Source organism: Massilia sp. 01N410 (assembly GCF_056399665.1).
In genome coordinates this window covers 128,174-146,886 of sequence record NZ_JBFTRV010000009.1, presented here as the reverse complement: position 1 = coordinate 146,886, position 18,713 = coordinate 128,174, and the positions used below count along the sequence as shown (strand labels likewise).

At 67.5% G+C, this 18,713-nt stretch carries 15 protein-coding genes; 4 read left to right on the top strand and 11 right to left on the bottom strand.

Annotation, left to right across the window (positions count from 1 at the left end; all coding sequences use genetic code 11):
- Positions 1-30 precede the first annotated feature (30 nt).
- The 5 genes from AC1DOP_RS14415 to AC1DOP_RS14395 all read right to left on the bottom strand — a co-directional run bounded on the left by AC1DOP_RS14415 (position 31) and on the right by AC1DOP_RS14395 (position 6,705).
- A complete protein-coding gene (locus AC1DOP_RS14415) occupies positions 31-1,137 on the bottom strand; it encodes a TIGR03118 family protein (RefSeq protein ID WP_442122098.1) in 1,107 nt (368 codons plus the stop codon).
- 120 nt (positions 1,138-1,257) lie between these two features.
- Positions 1,258-1,683 carry a DoxX family protein gene (locus AC1DOP_RS14410; RefSeq protein ID WP_442122097.1) on the bottom strand — a complete coding sequence of 142 codons (426 nt, stop codon included), beginning with the start codon at positions 1,681-1,683 and terminating at the stop codon, positions 1,258-1,260.
- Between the two features lie 58 nt (positions 1,684-1,741).
- A complete protein-coding gene (locus AC1DOP_RS14405) occupies positions 1,742-4,186 on the bottom strand; it encodes a sensor histidine kinase, YfiR-like protein-associated (protein ID WP_477251887.1) in 2,445 nt (814 codons plus the stop codon).
- A gap of 2 nt (positions 4,187-4,188) precedes the next feature.
- A complete protein-coding gene (locus AC1DOP_RS14400) occupies positions 4,189-4,770 on the bottom strand; it encodes a TOL_0243 family YfiR-like periplasmic protein (RefSeq protein WP_477251885.1) in 582 nt (193 codons plus the stop codon).
- Positions 4,771-4,773: 3 nt separating this feature from the next.
- Positions 4,774-6,705 carry a TOL_0244 family TonB-dependent receptor gene (locus AC1DOP_RS14395; protein ID WP_442122094.1) on the bottom strand — a complete coding sequence of 644 codons (1,932 nt, stop codon included), beginning with the start codon at positions 6,703-6,705 and terminating at the stop codon, positions 4,774-4,776.
- Between the two features lie 171 nt (positions 6,706-6,876).
- On the opposite strand from AC1DOP_RS14395, the gene AC1DOP_RS14390 reads away from it, so the two are divergent.
- Positions 6,877-8,655, top strand: a complete 1,779-nt coding sequence (locus tag AC1DOP_RS14390) for a PHA/PHB synthase family protein (protein WP_477251883.1) — start codon at positions 6,877-6,879, stop codon at positions 8,653-8,655.
- A 10-nt stretch (positions 8,656-8,665) separates the two neighbouring features.
- Here AC1DOP_RS14390 and AC1DOP_RS14385 read toward each other — a convergent pair whose 3' ends face one another.
- Positions 8,666-9,595 carry a LysR family transcriptional regulator gene (locus AC1DOP_RS14385; RefSeq protein WP_442122092.1) on the bottom strand — a complete coding sequence of 310 codons (930 nt, stop codon included), beginning with the start codon at positions 9,593-9,595 and terminating at the stop codon, positions 8,666-8,668.
- A gap of 105 nt (positions 9,596-9,700) precedes the next feature.
- On the opposite strand from AC1DOP_RS14385, the gene AC1DOP_RS14380 reads away from it, so the two are divergent.
- The 3 genes from AC1DOP_RS14380 to AC1DOP_RS14370 all read left to right on the top strand — a co-directional run bounded on the left by AC1DOP_RS14380 (position 9,701) and on the right by AC1DOP_RS14370 (position 14,221).
- Positions 9,701-10,060: an HAD hydrolase-like protein gene (locus AC1DOP_RS14380; protein WP_442122091.1), complete on the top strand. Its 360-nt coding sequence runs from the start codon at positions 9,701-9,703 to the stop codon at positions 10,058-10,060.
- A 425-nt stretch (positions 10,061-10,485) separates the two neighbouring features.
- Positions 10,486-12,918, top strand: coding sequence for a membrane-bound PQQ-dependent dehydrogenase, glucose/quinate/shikimate family (locus tag AC1DOP_RS14375; RefSeq protein ID WP_477251881.1), 2,433 nt, complete (start codon positions 10,486-10,488; stop codon positions 12,916-12,918).
- Positions 12,919-12,934: 16 nt separating this feature from the next.
- On the top strand, positions 12,935-14,221 hold the full coding sequence (locus AC1DOP_RS14370; protein ID WP_477251879.1) for a carbohydrate porin: 1,287 nt from the start codon (positions 12,935-12,937) through the stop codon (positions 14,219-14,221).
- 4 nt (positions 14,222-14,225) lie between these two features.
- Here AC1DOP_RS14370 and AC1DOP_RS14365 read toward each other — a convergent pair whose 3' ends face one another.
- From AC1DOP_RS14365 to soxB, 5 genes are all read right to left on the bottom strand, one after another.
- Positions 14,226-14,873, bottom strand: coding sequence for a TetR/AcrR family transcriptional regulator (locus AC1DOP_RS14365; RefSeq protein ID WP_477251877.1), 648 nt, complete (start codon positions 14,871-14,873; stop codon positions 14,226-14,228).
- A 107-nt stretch (positions 14,874-14,980) separates the two neighbouring features.
- Positions 14,981-15,409: a DsrE family protein gene (locus tag AC1DOP_RS14360; protein ID WP_477251875.1), complete on the bottom strand. Its 429-nt coding sequence runs from the start codon at positions 15,407-15,409 to the stop codon at positions 14,981-14,983.
- A gap of 10 nt (positions 15,410-15,419) precedes the next feature.
- Positions 15,420-16,436, bottom strand: a complete 1,017-nt coding sequence (locus AC1DOP_RS14355; protein WP_442122086.1) for an MBL fold metallo-hydrolase — start codon at positions 16,434-16,436, stop codon at positions 15,420-15,422.
- Between the two features lie 43 nt (positions 16,437-16,479).
- On the bottom strand, positions 16,480-16,968 hold the full coding sequence (locus AC1DOP_RS14350; RefSeq protein ID WP_477251873.1) for a thioredoxin family protein: 489 nt from the start codon (positions 16,966-16,968) through the stop codon (positions 16,480-16,482).
- Positions 16,969-16,988: 20 nt separating this feature from the next.
- Complete coding sequence (soxB, locus tag AC1DOP_RS14345) at positions 16,989-18,701, bottom strand: thiosulfohydrolase SoxB (protein WP_477251936.1); 1,713 nt, start codon at positions 18,699-18,701, stop codon at positions 16,989-16,991.
- Positions 18,702-18,713: the final 12 nt, after the last annotated feature.

The window sequence follows — 18,713 nt, the reverse complement described above, 5'->3', positions numbered from 1 at the left end:
CCGCCCGCACCAGCCGACTACCCGACCTTGCTACTCGGCATCGTTCATGTCGTCGTACTCGTTGCCCGGCGCCACGTCGAGCCGTCCGTACAGGCCATGCTGCTCGCCGGCCGGCCCGGCGCTGAAGAACAGCGTGTCGATCGGCTGGTTCTGCAGGCCGTTGCCGAAGGCGATGCCCCACAGGCCGTCGATATGCACGGGCTTGTGGTCCATGCCCTTCAGGCGCCCGACCCAGCGGCCGCTGTCGAGGTCATAGGCATTGATCCTGCCGTCGCCGAAATTCCCGACCAGCAGACGGTTGCTGAACTTGCCGAAGCTGGCCGGCGCCAGCGCCATGCCCCAGGGCGCGTTGAGGGCGCCGTTCGACGCCAGGCGCCGCACCAGGCGGCCGTCCGGGTCGAACACGTCGATGAAGCCGAGTCCGCGTCCCTTCACGTCGTCGTGGCGATCGGCGTCCTGCTTGGCGTAGCTGACGTAGAGGTCGCCATTGATGGCCTGGATGCCGAAGGGGGCGAAGCCCGACGGCATGTTCGGATCGAAGAACGGGCGGTCCGGCAGGGTGACCGGCTTGAAGCTGCCGTCGTAGACGTCGATCTTGCCGTTATGGAAGTCGGTCGCGTATATCAGGGGCCCGCGGCCGTTCGCGCTGACCGCCATGCCCTTGTAGACGGCCTGGCTGGCGCCGTTGTCGATCACTCGCACGGCATGGTTCAGGTCGACGCTCGGTGCCCAGCCGGAAATGCCGCCGTCCTCGTTGACGAACAGGAAGCGGCTCGGTGCCGACACCGCCCCCTTGCTGACGACGAAGGCGGGGCCGCCGTAGAAGACGACGCCGGTCGGGTTGCCGGTCTGCTTGCCGGTGCCGGGGATCGTGACGACCAGGGTCTGGGGTTTGCCGTCGCCGTCGTACAGGGTGGAAAAACCGGTGCCGTTGTCCGCCACCCAGGCCACGCCGAAGGGGTTAAAGGCAAGGCCCCAGGCGTTGATCAGGTGCGCGTCGTTATTTTCAGCGCGGATCTGGCTGCTGTCGGAGACCAGGTTGCGCTGCTTGTAGAATTCGCCCGCCCAGGCGCCTTGCGCGCCGGCGAAGGCCAGCGCGCCGAGCGCACAGGCCAGTGGTGTGGACATCCTCTTCATGATAAGCCCCTCCGGTTGGTCAATGGATTGCCGTCTGGCCCGCATGCGCGGGTTTGACTGGCACCGTTGATACCCGGATCAGGGCCGGTGGTTCACGGCGTCGACCGCAAAAGATCCATTTTAGTTGAAGCGCCCCGCCGCGCCGCCGAGGCTGTAACGGCCGGCGCCCAGCAAGGCCACGGCCACCGCGGCGCCGAGGTACATGCCCTGCAGCTCCAGCGCCCAGCCGCCGGTCTCGTTGAGGGTGAAGAACTGTTTGGTGTGCACCAGCATCAGCGCGACGATCATGTTGATCACGACCACGAGGGCGGCGGCGCGGGTGAACAGGCCGACCAGGATCAGCAGCGGGGCGATCACCTCGCCCACGTAGACCCCATAGCCGACCACATGAGGGATCCCGAGCTTGTCGAGCATGCCGGTAATCATACCAATGCCGCCGATCAGCTTGGAAACGCCATGGAACAGCAGCAGGACGGCGAGCAGCACGCGCAGCAGCAGCTTGCCCTGGTCGTCGGTGGCGGGATGCAGGACGTTCGAGGTTTCCATGGCGATGCCTCCTTTTGTCGAGTACACCACCGGAATCATATCCTGAATCCGCCCGAACTCAAGCGCCGTCCGCGCAGGTGGCCTCATCCAGTACTTGCTGCAGCGCGGCCAGGGTGAAGGGCTTGGGCAGGAAAGACGGTTTGACCGCCAGGCCCGGAGTATCCGGGGCGCCGTAGCCGGATGAGAAGATGATCCGCATTCCCATGCCGCGGTCGGCCACCGTGCGCGCCAGTTCGAGGCCGGTCATGCCGGGCAGCGAATGGTCGGTCAGCAGGATGTCGAACTGTCTTTCGGCCAGGATCTCGAGCGCCTCCTCGGCGCTGCCCGCGCCTTCCACCGCATGGCCGAGCACCAGCAGCAGCTCGGACAGCATGGCGCGGGCGTCCTGGTTGTCCTCGACCACCAGGATGGAGATCGGCCGGGCGGCGCTCGACGGCGCGGCTTCCTCATCGGCAGCCGGAGCCGGAATCGGCGGCGCCGGTTCGAGCGGCAAGGCCGGCGCCGGCGCCGCCACGGCAGCCTCCTTGCGCGCCGCGAACAGCTGGCGGATCTTGCGCGCCAGCTCGTCGCGGCGGTAGGGCTTGCTGATCAGTTCGACGCCCGGATCGAGGCGTCCGCCGTGCACGATGGCGTTCTGCGTGTAGCCGGAGGTGAACAGGACTTCGATGGCCGGCAACATCTGCTTGGCCTGGCGCGCCACCTCGATGCTGCGCACCGGGCCCGGCATGACCACGTCGGTGAACAGCATGTCGACCGGGATGCCGCTCTGCAGGATGGTCAGCGCGCCCTGGCCGTCGCTGGCCTTCAGCACGCGGTAGCCCAGGCCCTGCAGCATGTCGACCACGGTGGCCTGCACCGCCAGGTCGTCCTCGACCACCAGGATGGTTTCCGAGCCGCCCAGCACCGGCGCGTTGCGCAGGTTCGGCAGCTCGACTTCCGGCTGCATCGAGCGCGGCAGGTAGATCTTGATGGTGGTGCCGCTGCCGACTTCGCTGTAGATGCGGATGTGGCCGTTACTCTGCTTGACGAAGCCATAGGCCATCGACAGGCCCAGGCCGGTGCCCTCGCCTTCGCGCTTGGTCGTGAAGAAGGGCTCGAAGGCGCGCGCGATGACCTCCGGCGGCATCCCGCAGCCGGTGTCCGAGATCGCCAGCATCACGTACTGGCCGGGCGCCACTTCCGGCTCGTGCAGGACGTAGTTGTCGTCGAGCATGGCGTTGTTCAGTTCCAGGGTCAGGCGGCCGTCGCCCTTCATGGCGTCGCGCGCGTTGATGGCCAGGTTCAGGATCACGTTCTCGAGCTGGTGCGGGTCGGCCAGGGTGGTCCACAGGCCGCCGGCGACCACGGTCTCGATCTGCACCGATTCGCCGAGCGCGCGGCGCAGCAGGTCGTCCATGCCGCGCAGTACCCGACCGATATTGGTCGCCACCGGCTGCAGCGGATGGCGGCGCGCGAAGGCCAGCAGCTGGGACGACAGCTTGGCGCCGCGGTCGGCCGCGAAGGCCGCGGATTCCAGGCGGCGCTGGGCCTCGGGATTGCCCGCCAGGGACATCTGCAGCAGTTGCAGGTTGCCGGCGATGACCTGCAGGACGTTGTTGAAATCGTGGGCCACGCCGCCGGTCAGCTGGCCGATCGCCTCCAGCTTCTGCGACTGGCGCAGCTGGGCGTGGGTCTTTTCCAGCTCGGCGGTGCGTTCGCGGATACGCTCTTCCAGCGAGTTGTTCAGCTGGCGCACGGCATCCTCGGCCTCGACCCGCACGTCCATCTCGTGCTGCATGCGGGCATGCGATTCTTCCAGCGCCTTGGCGCGCTCGCCGACTTCGCCGAGCATGCCGTTGAAGGCGTCGACCAGCACGCCGACCTCGTCTTCGGTGGTCTTCGGCACACGGGTCGAGAAGTCGCGCTTGCGCATCGCGCGGTCGACCGCGTCGGTCAGCGCCAGCACCGGCTTGATGATGGCTGCCTGCAGCCAGCTCGACATCAGCATGGCCACCAGCAGGCTGCCGCCCAGCACCGCGGCGAGGATGGACAGGTAGCGCTGCACCTGGGCCATCAGCGGATATTCGGCCTCGACGTAGATCGTGCCGACCAGCTCGCCGTTACGCAGCATCGGCGTGGCGACGTCGATCTTGCCGCCGTCGATGGTCTGGCCGGGGCGCGGCAGGCGCTTCGGCAGGCGCGCCAGGTCCTGCGGGGCCTTGGCATAGCTGGCGAACACCTTGCCGTCCGGGCGGTAGATGGCGGCGGTGACGATCGGCGGCCGCGCGCGCAGCTGCAGCAGGTTTTCCCGGGCCACGCCGGCGTCGTTGAATTCGAGGGCCGGCTTGGTCACTTCGGCCAGGATGTCGGCCTGGGCGCGCAGGTCGTCGGCCCAGCCGGTCTGGTAGTTGTGGACGTCGAGCACCAGCATGGAGGCGCAGGCGACCAGCAGCGCGGTCAGGGTGGTCACCAATACGCCCAGCACCAGCTTGCGGGAGATCGATTGTTTTACGGCGCCGAACATGCTTAATGGTTTCCTTTCACCACATTGGTCGCAACACTGAAGAGTCGCGAATTCAGGTGGATGCCGCTCTGCTCGGCGGCGTCCACGGAGACTTCGAAGCGGACCCGGTCGTCGACGGTCCGGAAGTTGATGATTGCGCCCTGATCCAGCGCGCCGTCAAAGGCGGTGACGGTCAGGATCGCCCGCCCCTTCGCCGGGCGCAGCCACTGGGCCAGCCGGCCGCGTTCGCCGCGCCCGACGAAGAGCATGTGCAGCTCGTTGACGGCGTCGCCCGGCAGCAGGCGCTTGACCACCACGCCGCGGTTGTTGACGCTGCGGCCGGCGGCGATGCGCGCCAGCTCGTCGGCGACGGTGTCGTCGCCGGCCACGCCGATCACGTAGGGACTGTCGGCCTGCGGGAACACGGCCGGCGGCCATTCCGCGTAATTCAGGAATTTGTGCAAGTAGGCCGCCTCGACCTTTTCCTCGCTGGCGACGATGGGAGCGCCGGCCGCGGCGGCACCGGCGGCCGCGCCCAGGCCGGCGCCCGCCAGGCAAACTCCGGCGAGGAAGGCGCTGCTGAACAGGATGCGCAGGGGTCGCACGGCTTACAGGTTCCAGACCAGCTTGAGGAGGACGGCGCGCTCGTAGCTGCTGCGCACGCCGGCCGCGCCGGACTCGGCGTGCCGGGGATCCAGCAGGTTGCGGCCGATCAGGTTCAGCTCGAGGCCCTTGCGGATGCGCCAGCCGTAGCGCAGGTCGAGTGCCGTGTAGGACGGCACGGCCGGCCTGGGCAGCGCGCCGACGTGGCGCAGCGTGACATCCAGCTCCTGGTTGTCCGCCAGGTCGTGCGAGGAGCGCAGCATCCAGTAATGGCTGGGATCGCTGGTGGCGAGGCCGGTGGCGCCACTCAGGTCGCGGCTCTCGGGGTTGACGGCGGTGTCGATGCGCTGCACCACGCCGCCGCCCGAGAGACGCCAGTTCTTGCCGGCCTGCCAGCTGGCCCAGGCTTCGATGCCGCGGGTACGGCCGTCGGCCAGGTTGCGGAACACCGAGCCGCTGCCATGCCGGTTCGGCTCGATGGTGCGCAGCTTGTCGTAGCGGCCGAAGAAGGCGGTGGCCGAATACGATAGCGCCGGCAGCGGCTGGGCGCGGTAGCCGAGCTCGAACACGTTGGCGACCTCGGATTCGAAGTCCGGGCCGCCCGCGATCGCGTATTGCGGCACGCCGCCGACGAGCGCCGGCCGGCTCGGCGAATACAGGTCGCGGTCGATCCGCGAAGGCGCGCGTACCGAGCGTGACAGCGAGCCCCACACCAGGGTCGACGGCTGCGGATTCCAGGCCAGGCGCAGGGTCGGCAGCACCTCCACGCCGGTGTAGTTGTTGTCTTCGAACTTGAGGCCCGCGGTCAGGCGCAGGTTGTCGCGCAGGGCCAACTCGTCCTGGGCGAACAGGTTGGCCCAGTGCAGGTTCAGGTGTCCCGGCAGGAAGCCGAAGGCGGCGCCGTTGTCGACGCGGTCGTGGCCCCAGCGGTAGCCGCCGCCCCAGACCAGGCGATGGCCCTCGCCCAGGCCTACCGCGTGCTGCAGCTGCAGGTCGAGGGTGTCGAGGTGCTCGACGAAGGCCAGCGGCTGGTCGCGTTCGGTATGGTCCCAGTACATCTGCAGGGTCGCGGTCGAGCCGCCGGCGAAACTCCGGCTGAGGCGGCCGAGCAGGTTGGCGCCGCGCACCGCGATATCCGCGGTGCCGGCCTGTTGCAGCTTGCCGTCGTAGACATCGCCCTGCACCGTCGCGCCGCGCGCCGCGTCGCCCCAATCGGCGCGGAAGCCCGCCTGCTGGCGCCGCCAGCCGGTGCGGCTGCGGGCGCCGTTCTCGCGGTCGACGTCGTCGTCGGCGGCGTATTTGCCGTAGACGCGGTAGTGGCCGCCGTTGCCGAGGGCGCCGCCATGGCGCACCGCGCCGTTGCGCTCGTCCTTGCCGGCGCTGGCGCTCACCAGGGTGCCCTGGGTGCCGGCCGCCGATTTGGTGATGATGTTGATGACGCCGTTGACGGCATTCGCGCCCCACAGGGTGGCGCCGGGCCCGCTGATGACCTCGATCCGGTCGATGTCTTCCAGCACCACATCCTGGACGTCCCAGAACACGCCGGAGAACAGCGGCGAATACACGGTCCGGCCATCGATCAGCACCAGCAGCTTGTTCTCGAAGGCGCTGCTGAAGCCGCGCGCCGTGACCGCGTAGTTACGCGCATCGACGCGCGCCACCTGCAGGTTGGGCGCCAGGCGCAGGGCTTCCGGCAAGGTGGCGGCGCCGGCCCGGTGGATCTCGGTGCCGGTGATGACGAAGATCGACGAAGCGGCTCCCGACAAGGCTTCCGGGCGGCGCGACACCGAGGTGACCTGGATGTTGGCCAGCTCTTCCAGGCTGAGGTCGCCGAGATCACGCGGATCGGGCGCGGACGCCTGGGCCCGGGCATCGAAGGCGATCAGGGAAAGGGCGATACAATGCGCCAGCGGGAGCAGTTTAGTTTTACCGAACACGTTTAAACAGCCTGAGCGGAAAATTCGTGCGACATTGTAACGCAATAAATTTCCGCGACACAAACTTATCCTTGTTGTACGTACTGTGTGTATACGGAAACTTCACCAGCGCGCGGCACTTTACCGCCCAGTTCTGGTCGAACTCATGCCCTCTTCCGAAAGGTCGCCGCCATGAACGCCCGTCCCGACATACCGCCCAGCGAGCAGATGCGCGAAGCCAGCGCCTGGCAGGGCGGCATCCCGCCGCGTTACCCCGAATCCAGCGTCGAGCACGCCCACGTCGACCTCGCCCTGAATGCCTGGCTGGGCCGCATGACCGGCTATGTGTCGCCGGCGGCCCTGGCCGCGGCCTGGCAGGACTGGGCAGTCCACCTGCTGCTGTCGCCCGCCAAGCAGATGGAGCTGGCGATGCAGGCCGCCACCAGCGTCGAGGACTGGCTGCGCTACTGCACCGCCGCCCTGCTCGGCAATGGCGAGGAACCGGTGCGGCCGCTGGCCCAGGACAAGCGCTTCAGCGACCCTCCCTGGCACACCTGGCCCTATAACCAGATGAGCCAGGGCTTCCTGCTGACCCAGATGTGGTGGCACCGCGCCACCAGCGGCGTGCGCGGCCTGTCGCCCCACCACCGCGACGTCGTCACCTTCCTCACCCGCCAGCTGCTGGACGGTCTGGCGCCCTCGAACTTCATCGCCACCAACCCGGTGGCGCAGCAGGCCACCCTCGCCAGCGGCGGCGAAAACCTGCTGCACGGCGCCCTGCGCGCGGCCGGCGACCTGCGCCGCGGGCTGGCCGGCACCGCCGCCGTCACTTTTCGCCCTGGCCGCGACGTCGCGGTCACGCCCGGCAAGGTGGTGATGGCAAACCACCTGATCGAGCTGATCCGCTACGACCCGCAGACGCCCCAGGTCCACGCCGTGCCGCTGCTGATCGTGCCGGCCTGGATCATGAAGTATTACATCCTCGACCTGTCGCCGGAGAATTCACTGGTGCGCTACATGGTCGAGCACGGCCACACCGTGTACATGGTTTCCTGGAAAAACCCGGACGCCGAGGACCGCGATCTCTCGCTCGAGGATTACCGGCGCCTCGGCGTGATGGCGGCGCTCGACACCGTGGCCGCCCAGACCGGCGCGGCGAACATCAACGCCTGCGGCTACTGCCTCGGCGGGACCCTGCTGGCGATCGCGGCGGCGGCGATGGCGCGCGACCATGACCGGCGCCTGGCCAGCATGACCCTGCTGGCGGCCCAGGTCGACTTCACGGAACCGGGCGAGCTCTCGCTGTTCATCGACGACAGCCAGGTCGCCTTCCTGGAAGCCGTGATGTGGCAGCAGGGCTACCTCGACACCCGCCAGATGGCCGGCGCCTTCCAGCTGCTGCGCTCGAACGACCTGATCTGGTCGCGGCGGCTGCGCCACTACCTGCTCGACATTCCCGACAAGGACAACGACCTCGCCTCCTGGAACGCCGACGCCACCCGCATGCCCTACCGGATGCACTCCGAATACCTGCGCAAGCTGTTCCTGAAGAACAGCCTGGCCAGCGCGCGCTACATCGTCGACGGCCACGCGGTGGCGCTGACCGACATCCATATCCCGATCTTCGCGGTCGGCACCATGACCGACCACGTGGCGCCCTGGCATTCGGTGTACAAGATCGTGCCGCTGACCGATACCGACGTCACCTTCCTGCTGACCACCGGCGGCCACAATGCCGGCGTGGTGTCGCCGCCCGGCACGCCCAGGCGCAGCTACCAGATCGCTTCGCATGCCCACGACGCCCCGTACGTTGCGCCGGACACCTGGCAGGCGGCGAACGAGCACCACGAAGGCAGCTGGTGGCCGGCCTGGGAGACCTGGCTGGCTGCGCGTGCCGGTCCGCTGACGGCGCCCCCGGCTCCGGTCGAGAGCCTGGGCGACGCGCCCGGCGGATACGTCCTGCAGCCCTGATTCGCAGGCCTCAGCCCCAGGCGAAGCTTTCCAGCTCGTCCGAGATCAGTTGCTGCCCGTGCTCGACCATGAATTCGTGGAAGGAGGCGGCCACCGTCGGGATCGCACGCGCGGCCTTGTGCATCACGTGCCAGTCGCCCTGGACCTTGACGCCCGGCACCCGCAGCACGCTGAGGAGATTATTCCTGACCTCCAGCGTACAGGCGTGCACGGACAGGAAGCCGACGCCGAGGCCGGCCGCCGTCATCTGCTTGATCGCCTCATTGCTCGACAGCTCGGAGCCGATCGCCAGCGGCACGCCTTCGTCCTCGTACAGGCGGTCGATGGCAGCGCGCGTGCCCGAACCGCGCTCACGCACCAGCAGGTTATCGGCGGCGATGTCGTCGAGGCTTACTGCCGCCTTCGCCAGCAGCGGGTGGCCGGGGGCGACGAAGAAGGCCATCGGGTGACGGGCGAAGCGGCTGGCGCTGGTCGGGAATTCGCGCGGTGGCGTGCCCATGATGGCCAGGTCGATCTCGTCGCGGCTCAGCATGCCGATCACTTCCGGCCGTGAACCGACCTGCAGCTTGATGCGCACGTGCGGGCGCCCCGTCGTGAAGCGCACCAGCATCGGCGGCAGCAGGTGTTCGGCGGTCATCACCGCGCCGATGCGCAGGGTACCGCTGGTCACGCCCTTGAGCGCGGCGATCTCGTCGCCCGCCTCTTCCCACAAGCCGAGGATGCGTTCGGCATAGCCCACCAGCAGTTCGCCGGCGGCCGTCATCTGGATGTTGCGGCCCTGGCGGCGGGTCAGCGGCACGCCGGCCGCCTCTTCCAGCAGTTTGAGGTGCAGGGACACGGCCGGCTGCGTGACGTGCATGGCTTCCGCGGCCCGCGAGACGCTCTGGTGGCGCGCGACCAGCACGAGGGCCTGCAATTGCTTGAAGCTGGCAGGATACATAAGCTTTACCTTATCGAAGTCCAAGAAATATTTATTTTTATTTTATCTTGCGCGGCCGTATAGTAAAACCCATCCAGCAACAACGGCTCAGAAAAGGAGATCATCATGACGGCACAAGCGCTCATCTTCGACTTATCCGCATTCGTGAACATGGACACGGACCGCCTGCTGCACGAAGCGGTCGAGCACGGACTGCCCTGCGCCCTGATCTCCGAACTCCCCTACCGCCAGGCCGAGCAGCAGTTGCGCGACCGCTTCGGCGACACTGCCCACCACATCTTTTCGGTCGTGCTGACCGGCGCGGATTTCAAGGAGCGCGGACACAAGTCGCCCTATTCCATCGTGCTGAACCAGCTCGGCGTGCCGCCCGACGAGGCGCTGGCCGTGACGAGCTCGTCGCGCGCCATCGCCGCCGCCCGTACCGCCCGGATCGGCGTGCAGGGCGGCAGCGAAACCCGTCACTGAGCCGCCACTGAGCCGCCACCGAGTCATGGCTGGCCGCCACCGCGCGGCCTTCGCAAACAGGCATCGCCCAACGGCCGTCGAACCAGCGTGTTAAAATCCTGTCTTCGGGAAAACCTCGCTTGGATGGCCGTATCGACGATTGACTAGTATCACCCTCGACTTCCCCCGCTCCGCAAAGACCAGGGCCGCATCAGCACACTGATCGCGCGCCGCAATTCATTACATATCCGACAAGCTTCGGCCAGGCTTCGTATCGCTTCGCAGCCAGGACGACACAAAAACGGACCATGTTTAACTAACTGGTTAGTTATCTGCCAGCCTGGCGAACGGGGCCTGCCACACAGGCGATACGAATCGACGCGTCCCCTCCTCCGAGGCTGAACGAACAACGCTTGATTGCATGGTTAGTTCTTGGAGAATTCGTAATGACTAAAAATGAAACCCCTCCTTCGACAGGGCTGAAGGTGTGGTGTGGTTTACTAGGCCTGGTATTGCTGGCCACCGGCCTGTTCTTCGCCGTCGGCGGCGCCAGGCTCGCCTCGCTGCACGGCAGCTGGTACTTCCTGGTCGCGGGCCTCGTCATCGTCGCGGCCGCCGTCCAATTCCTGCGGAAGAAGCCGTCCGCGGTGGTCGTGTACGGCGCGGCCTTCGCCGGCACCCTGGTCTGGGCGCCGCTCGACGCCGGCATCGACTTCTGGCCGCTGGTCTCGCGCCTGATGCTGCCGACCGGCCTGATGGTGCTGGCCCTGCTGACCTGGCCGTCGCTGCGCAGGCGCGCCACCGGCCAGGCGGCGGGCAAGGCCGCCTACGGCCTGGCGCTGCTGCTCGCGGCCGGCATGGCGCTCGCCTTCGTCAACATGTTCCAGCCGCATCCGACCGTCGCCTTCCAGGGCACGCCCACCCCGCTGGTACCGGTGGCCCCCGGCCAGGCGCAGAAGAACTGGAGCAACTACGGCAACACGCCGGGCGGCAGCCGCTTCGCCGCACTGGACCAGATCACCCGCGACAACGTGAAGAATCTGCAGCTTGCCTGGACCTTCCACACCGGCGACACCCCGATCAGCCCCACCGGCAATGGCGCGGAAGACCAGGAAACTCCGCTGCAGATCGGCGACCGCATCTATTTATGCACACCGCATAACAACGTCATCGCCGTCGATGCGGACAGCGGCAAGAAGATCTGGGAGCGCGCCATCAACGCGCAATCCCAGGTCTGGAACCGCTGCCGCGGCCTGGCCTATTTCGATGCCACGCAGCCCCTGGTCCAGCCGACCGTCGCCGGCGCGACCCCGGTCCCGGCGGCCACGGTGCCAGCCGGCGCCAACTGCCGGCGCCGCCTGCTGATGAATACCATCGACGCCCGCCTGGTCGCCATCGACGCCGACACCGGCGCCATGTGCGAAGGCTTCGGCAGGGGCGGCTTCGTCGACCTGAAGGCAGGCCTCGGCGCCGCCGACGATCCGAAATACCAGCTCACCTCCGCCCCGACCCTCGCCGGCACCACGGTGGTGGTGGGCGGCCGCGTGGCCGACAACGTCCAGACCGACATGCCGGGCGGCGTCCTGCGCGGCTTCGACGTCATCAGCGGCCGGATGCGCTGGGCCTTCGACCCCGGCCACGACGATCCGAACGCGCAGCTGGCGCCGGGCCAGACTTTCGCCCGCAGCACGCCGAACTCCTGGGCGCCGATGTCCTACGATCCGGCAATGAACACCGTCTTCATCCCGATGGGCAGTTCCTCGGTTGACCTGTGGGGCGGCAACCGCACGCCGCTGGACCACCGCTACGCCACTTCCATCCTCGCGCTGGATGCCAGCACCGGCAAGGAGAAATGGGTCTACCAGACCGTGCACAACGACCTGTGGGACTTCGACGTGCCGATGCAGCCCAGCCTGGTCGACTTCCCGGCCAGGGACGGCTCGACCAGACCGGCCGTCGTGTTCGGCTCGAAGTCCGGCCAGCTCTTCGTGCTCGACCGCCTGACCGGCAAGCCGCTCACCCGCGTCGAGGAACGCCCGGTCAAGACCGCCGGCATCCAGCAGGAGCAGTGCTCGGCCACGCAACCGTTTTCAAGCGGCATGCCGCAGATCGGCGCGGACACCCTGAAGGAGTCGGATATGTGGGGCGCGACGCCCTTCGACCAGCTGATGTGCCGCATCAGCTTCAAGTCGATGCGCTATGAAGGCCTGTTCACGGCGCCGGGCACCGACGTCTCGCTCAGCTTCCCGGGCTCGCTGGGCGGCATGAACTGGGGCAGCCTGTCGGTCGACCCGAACCATCACGTCATCTTCGTCAACGACATGCGCCTCGGCCTGTGGGTGCAGATGATCCCGCAGCAGCATGACGCCGGCCCGGCCGGCAATGGCGGCGAAGCGGTCAACACCGGCATGGGCGCCGTCCCGCTGAAGGGCACGCCGTATGCGGTGAACAAGAACCGCTTCATGTCGCCGCTCGGCATTCCCTGCCAGAAGCCGCCCTTCGGCACCTTGTCCGCAGTCGACCTGAAGACCCGAAAGATCCTGTGGCAGGTACCGGTCGGCACCGTGCAGGACACCGGCCCGATGGGCGTCAAGATGCGCATGAAGATGCCGGTCGGTATGCCGACCCTCGGCGGCACCCTGGCGACCCAGGGCGGCCTGGTCTTCATCGCCGGCACCCAGGACTACTACCTGCGCGCCTTCGACAGCGCGACCGGCAAGGAAGTCTGGAAGGCGCGCCTGCCGGTGGGCAGCCAGGGCGGGCCGATGAGCTATGTATCGCCCAGGACCGGCAAGCAATACGTGCTGATCTCGGCCGGCGGCGCACGGCAATCGCCGGACCGCGGCGATTACGTCATCGCTTATGCGCTGAAGCACTGAATTATCGAGGTAACTGATGCAACTCATTCATGAATTTCGGCGCCTGCACATCTGGCGTCCGGCCTCCTGCGCCACCCTGCTGGCCATGGCAGCGCTTTCTCCGATGGCGTCGGCTGCCGACGAATCCACCCTGACCGGGGACTGGGGCGGCGCGCGCGCCCGGTATCTTGACGCCGGCGTGAACTTCCGGGGCGATTATGTCTCCGAGACCTTCGCCAACGTGAGTGGCGGCCTGAAGCGCGGGAGCACCTATGCCCAGCAGCTGCGCCTCGGCGCCGATGTCGACATGGGCCGTCTTGCCGGCTGGTCCGGCGCCACGCTCCACCTCACCATCAACGACCGGCGCGGCGCGGGCGTGTCCGCCGATTACATCGGCAACCGGCTGCCGGTCCAGGAAGTCTACGGCGGTCCCTACACCCGCCTGAGCGAGGCCAGCTATGAGCAAAACCTGCTTGGGGACCGGCTGAACCTGCGCCTCGGTTACTTCGCAATGGGCAATGACCTCGGCGGCATGGCGATCGGCTGCCAGCTGGTGAATGCGGCCTTCTGCGCCCACCCGCTTTCTCTGTCGGGCAATAGCGGCTGGTACAACTATCCGAATGCGCGCTGGGGGGCGGCCGTCCGCTACAGCTTGGGCCGGGAGCTGCTGTTCCGCACCGGCCTGTTCCAGGACAATCCGCGCCTCGGCGACAGGCGGAACGCCTTCCGGCCTTTCGCCGCCGGCACGGCCGGCGTGATGCTGCCGCTGGAGCTGGAATATGCACCCGGCAGCGCGCCGCACGGCGATGCACTGCCCGGCCATTACAAGCTCGGCGTCTTCTACGATACGGCGGACGCGAAGCGGCAGGGCGAAGCGGGCACGGTGAACGGACGCTACGGCGTGTACCTGCTGGCGGACCAGATGATCCTGCGCGACGGTCATGGCGGCCGCGGGCTGTCGGTGTTCGGCCAGTTCACGGCGAACCCGCGGGCCTCGGCCCAGATCACGCGCTGGGTTGCGGCCGGCCTGGTCAAGACCGGCACCTTTGCCGGCCGGGATACGGATACGGTGGCGCTGGGCCTGGTGCATGCGCAGGTCAATCCTCGACTGCGCGAGGTAGCGGCCCTCTCGAACCTCGATGACGGCGGCTATGCCGCGCCGCCGGCCGGCGAATCCGTGGTGGAACTGAGCTACGGTGTGCAGCCGCGGCCCTGGCTTGGTGTGCGGGCCGACGTCCAGTACGTCGTGCAACCCGGCGCCTTCAGCTACCGCTCGACCCGGAATGCGCTCGCGGTCGGCACCCAGCTGAAGCTCGCCTTCTGACCGGCTAAGCCCTTACGGCGCGCAGGACCGTGTCGATCACGGACGCGCGCCGCGCCGCATGCACCTCGGGCGCACCGAGGTCGCGGTCGAAAATGAAGCTGAAGGTATGACGGTTCGACACGTTATAGAAGGACAGCGCGCTGATCGTCATGTGCAGGTCGACCGGATCGACGTCGGCGCGAAACACGCCATCGGCGATGCCGCGCCGGCACAGGCTTTCCAGCACCGTGATCGCCGAACGGTTGATCGCACGCAGTTCCGGAATCTTGCGGATGTACTCGCCGTGGTTGATGTTCTCGCTCATCACCATGCGGATGAATTCGGGATGCGCGGCATGGAAATCGAAGCTGGCGCCGACCAGTGCGCGCAAGGCGTCCACCGGCGCCAGGCTCTCGAGATGGAAGTCGCCCTCGATCTGGCGGAAGCGGCGATAACTCTCTTCCAGCGCGGCGACATACAGATCCTCCTTGCTACCGAAGTAGTAGTAGATCATGCCCTTGTTGATCCCGCTTTCGGCCGCGATGGCGTCGATGCGGGCGCCGCTCAGGCCGCGCCTGGAGAATTCCTGGAGCGCGACGTTGAGGATCTTGTCGCGGGTGCCTTCTTCCTCTTCCCCGGGGATGGCGTTCTTCGATCGGCTGGCTTTCGTCATCGAGCTATTCTAAACGATCGCGCACCCAGCGAGCGTGGCGTATGCGGCATCGACGTCTTCGACCTGGACCGAGATGATCACGCCCTGCGGCTCGCGCTGGAATTCCCTCAGGGCTTCAGATAGGCATAGCCTTCCTGGTACTGCAGGCGCGCCACTTCCGCCACGCCCGAAGGCACGATGGTCGCTTCCGGCATGACGCGCTTGCGATCGATCTTGCGCGCCTCCAGGGTGTTGTTGCACACCCTGAATTTGACGTTGCGGTTTGACAGTTCCTGGACCACGGCATCGTAGGGATTGCCGTTCTTGTCCTTGGCATCCTCGAGCAGGAAGTCGATGCCCGGGCCATGGGCCACCACGACGATCTGCGCCTTCGGGCTGGCGTTCAGGTGGTTGCGGATATTCCCCATCGCCGCCATCGCCGTCGACGAATCGTTGATGTGATAGACGACCTTCTCTTCGCGTCCGCCGGCGGCGCCGACGGCGGCTGCGACGACGGCCAGGCACAGCACCGCGGCGATTGCTCGGAATAGCTTCATGGGATGCTCCTCAACGTTGTGGCGACGGTTTCGGGTTCGGTTCCAGGCTTTCCTTCTCCATCAGGAGGAAGGTGCCATAGGCATTGAGCCGGTTGGCCTGCTCGAATGCAGGATAACCCGCGTAGGCGCTCCAGTCGACTTTTGCGTAGGCTTCGTCGAAGGAGTTCAGGTCGGCCACCGCCTCGCCCATGGTCTTGCGCAGGAATAGGAGGTAGGAGCGGGTCAGGTCGAGATCCTTGCGCGGGTCGTGCGAGACCTCGCCATGCCCCGGCACCACGACCGCCGGCGCCAGCGCCAGCATGCGGTCCAGCGCCGCCAGCCAGATGCGGCTGTCGGCATCGCCGACGAAGGGCAGCCGGCCGGTGAAGAACAGGTCGCCGGCGAACAGCAGCCTGTCCTCAATGACGCTGAGCATGATGTCGTCCGGCGCGTGTGCGCCGCCGGCATCGATGATCCTGAAGTGGAGCCCGCCCATCTCGAAGGCGATCGGCCTGCCGTCGGCGAAGCTCAGCCAGCGGTCGGCCGGCAGCAGGCGGGTGCGTTCGTCGACCCAGGGCTTGAGCGCTTCCTTGCGCTGGGCCAGCCGCAGGGCCGCCGTATCCGAGGCCAGGTAGGCGCGGCCGTTCTGGTGCGCCCAGATCTCGGCGCCGGCGGCCTTGAAGGCTTGCAGCCCATAGAAGTGGTCGGCGTGGTAGTGACTGACGATCACGCGCCGGATCGGCTGCGAGGTGACGCCGCGGATCGCCTTCACCATCGCCTCGCCCAGGGCCGGGGTGCCGAGCGCGTCGAACACGAGCACGCCGTCGCCGGTGACGACGAAACCGGCATTCGACATGAATCCCTTGTTGTCGCTGCCCGCCACGCCCGGCTGGCCGTGGAAGAACCAGGCGTGCGCACTGACCTTGATTGGCGTGAGTACCGGCGGCTGCGGCGGCGCGGCCGCGGCGCTCCGGACCAGGCCGATCAGTACCAGCGGCAGCAGCCATGCGCGACGCAGCCACGCCGACATCATCTGAAACAAGCGCATTCCCCACTCCTCCCGCGCACCGGCGCGATGTCAAGATGTTCGTTCACCGTTTTTCCGCCAGCGCGCGGCGCGCCGCCGCCAGCGTGTCGTCGAGGTAGGCGCCGTACATGCCGGCGACGTCGCCGCCTTCGAGCACCGGCGCCAGCTGCCGCCCGCGTCCATCCAGCACCAGCACGCTGGGCGCCACGCGGATGCCGTAGCGCTTGCCCACGGCGCTGCCGGAACCGGCTTCGCCGTCGAAACCGCGCAACGGCGCGGCCGACGACAGGTCGGCTTCGCGCACCAGCGGCCGCTCGCCGGCCGCGCCTTCGCGCGCCAGCGGCAGCAGGTAATGACGGCGCACCACTTCGCAGTAGGCGCAGCCCGGCAGCGAGAACAGGATCACCAGCGGCACGCCGCGCCGCAGGGCCGTGCGGCCGTCGCTGGCAAGATCGTCTGCCGCCGGCAGCGTGGCCCGTGCGGGCTCCGCATGGGCGACGCACGTCAGCACGGCGCATGCCAGCGCCGTTGCCACCCTGATCGTCGCCGCCATCGTGAACCCTCGCACGGCGGCTAGGCCATGATGCCGGGATTGCCCTGCAGGCCCACCAGGCGCGGCGTATTCAGCTTGCGCGGCGAGACCGTCTTCTTCGACCTGAGCCACTGCGCCACCACGTTCCACACCGGCTCGCCCGAGGCGCCCTCGGCCACCGGCGCCCAGCCGGCCACCTTGTAGGTCTTGCCCGCCTCGACCGGCTTGCCGTTCAGGCGCATGTCGCGGATGCGCGAGCCCATCGGCGCCGCCGGGTCGATCGCATAGCTCATCCCGCCCACCCGCACCATGTCGCCGCCCTGCTGGTAGTAGGGATCGGGATTGAACAGGTTGTCGGCCACGTCCTCGAGCACGGTCTTGATGGTCGCGCCGCTCATCTCGGTCAGGGTGCTGTAGGAATAGGTGGTCGCGGTCTGGTCCATCAGGTGCTCCATCAGGATCGGACTGTCGGGCAGCAGCGTGGTGCCCCAGCGAAAGCCCGGAGAAAAGGCCAGGTCGGCGCCCTTCACTTCCATCAGCGCGTCGACGATCAGCTGGTCGAAAGTGCCGTTGAAGTTCCCGCGCCGGTACAAGGTGCCCTCGGTCAGCGCCAGCTTCTCGTTCAGCTGGGCTTCATACGGCGCACGGACCTTCTTCACCAGCGCGGCCATGTCGCGGTCGGGCGGCAGGAAGTTCGAGAATACCGGCAGCAGGCGGTACTGGAAGCCGCGCACCTGGCCGTCGCGCACGTCGAAGTCGAGTACCCCGAGGAACTTGCCGTTGCTGCCGGCGTTCGTCACCAGGGTCTTGCCGCCGCCGTTGGCCACGACCACCGGCACCGGCACGCCGTCGTGCGTGTGCCCGCCCATGATGGCGTCGATGCCGCGCACCCGCGACGCCATCTTGATGTCGACGTCCATGCCGTTGTGCGACAGGACCACCACCAGCTTCGCACCCTTGGCGCGCGCCTCGTCGACCATCTTCTGCATGTTCTCTTCCTGGATGCCGAAGCTCCAGTCGGGCACCATGTAGCGCGGATTGGCGATCGGCGTGTAGGGAAAGGCCTGGCCGATGACCGCCACCGGCACCCCGTTCATCTCCTTGACCACATAGGGGTCGAACACCGGGTCGCCGAAGTCGTTGGTCTTGACGTTCTGCGCCACGAAGTCGACCTTGCCCTTGAAGTCCTTGCCGACGATTTCCTGCACCCGCTTGTCGCCCAGGGTCATCTCCCAGTGCGCGGTCATGACGTCCACGCCCAGCTGCAGGCAGGCGTCGACCATGTCCTGCCCCTTGGTCCAGAGCGCGGTGGCGGAGCCCTGCCAGGTGTCGCCGCCGTCGAGCAGCAGCGCACCGGGTCGCCCGGCGCGCATCTTCTTCACCAGTGTCGCCAGGTGCGCGAAGCCGCCGACCTTGCCGTAGCTGCGCGCCGCCTGCTCGAAGTCGAGCGCCGTGAAGGCGTGCGCCTGCGCCGAGCGCGCAGGCATGCGGACCTCCTTCAGCAGCGCTTCGCCGACCAGGTGGGGCATGCGCCCGGCCGCTTGGCCGAGGCCGATGTTCACGCTCGGTTCGCGAAAATAAACCGGCATCAGCTGGGCATGGCAATCCGTGAAATGCAGGAAGTGCACATTGCCGAAGCGCGGCAGCTCGTACAGCGCGTCCGGCCGCGGGGCCGCGAGCGCGGACTTCGCATCGAGCAGCATGCCGCCGGCCGCGGCGATCCCCAGCAGTTGCGCGAATTCGCGTCGATTCATACCCATCGATCT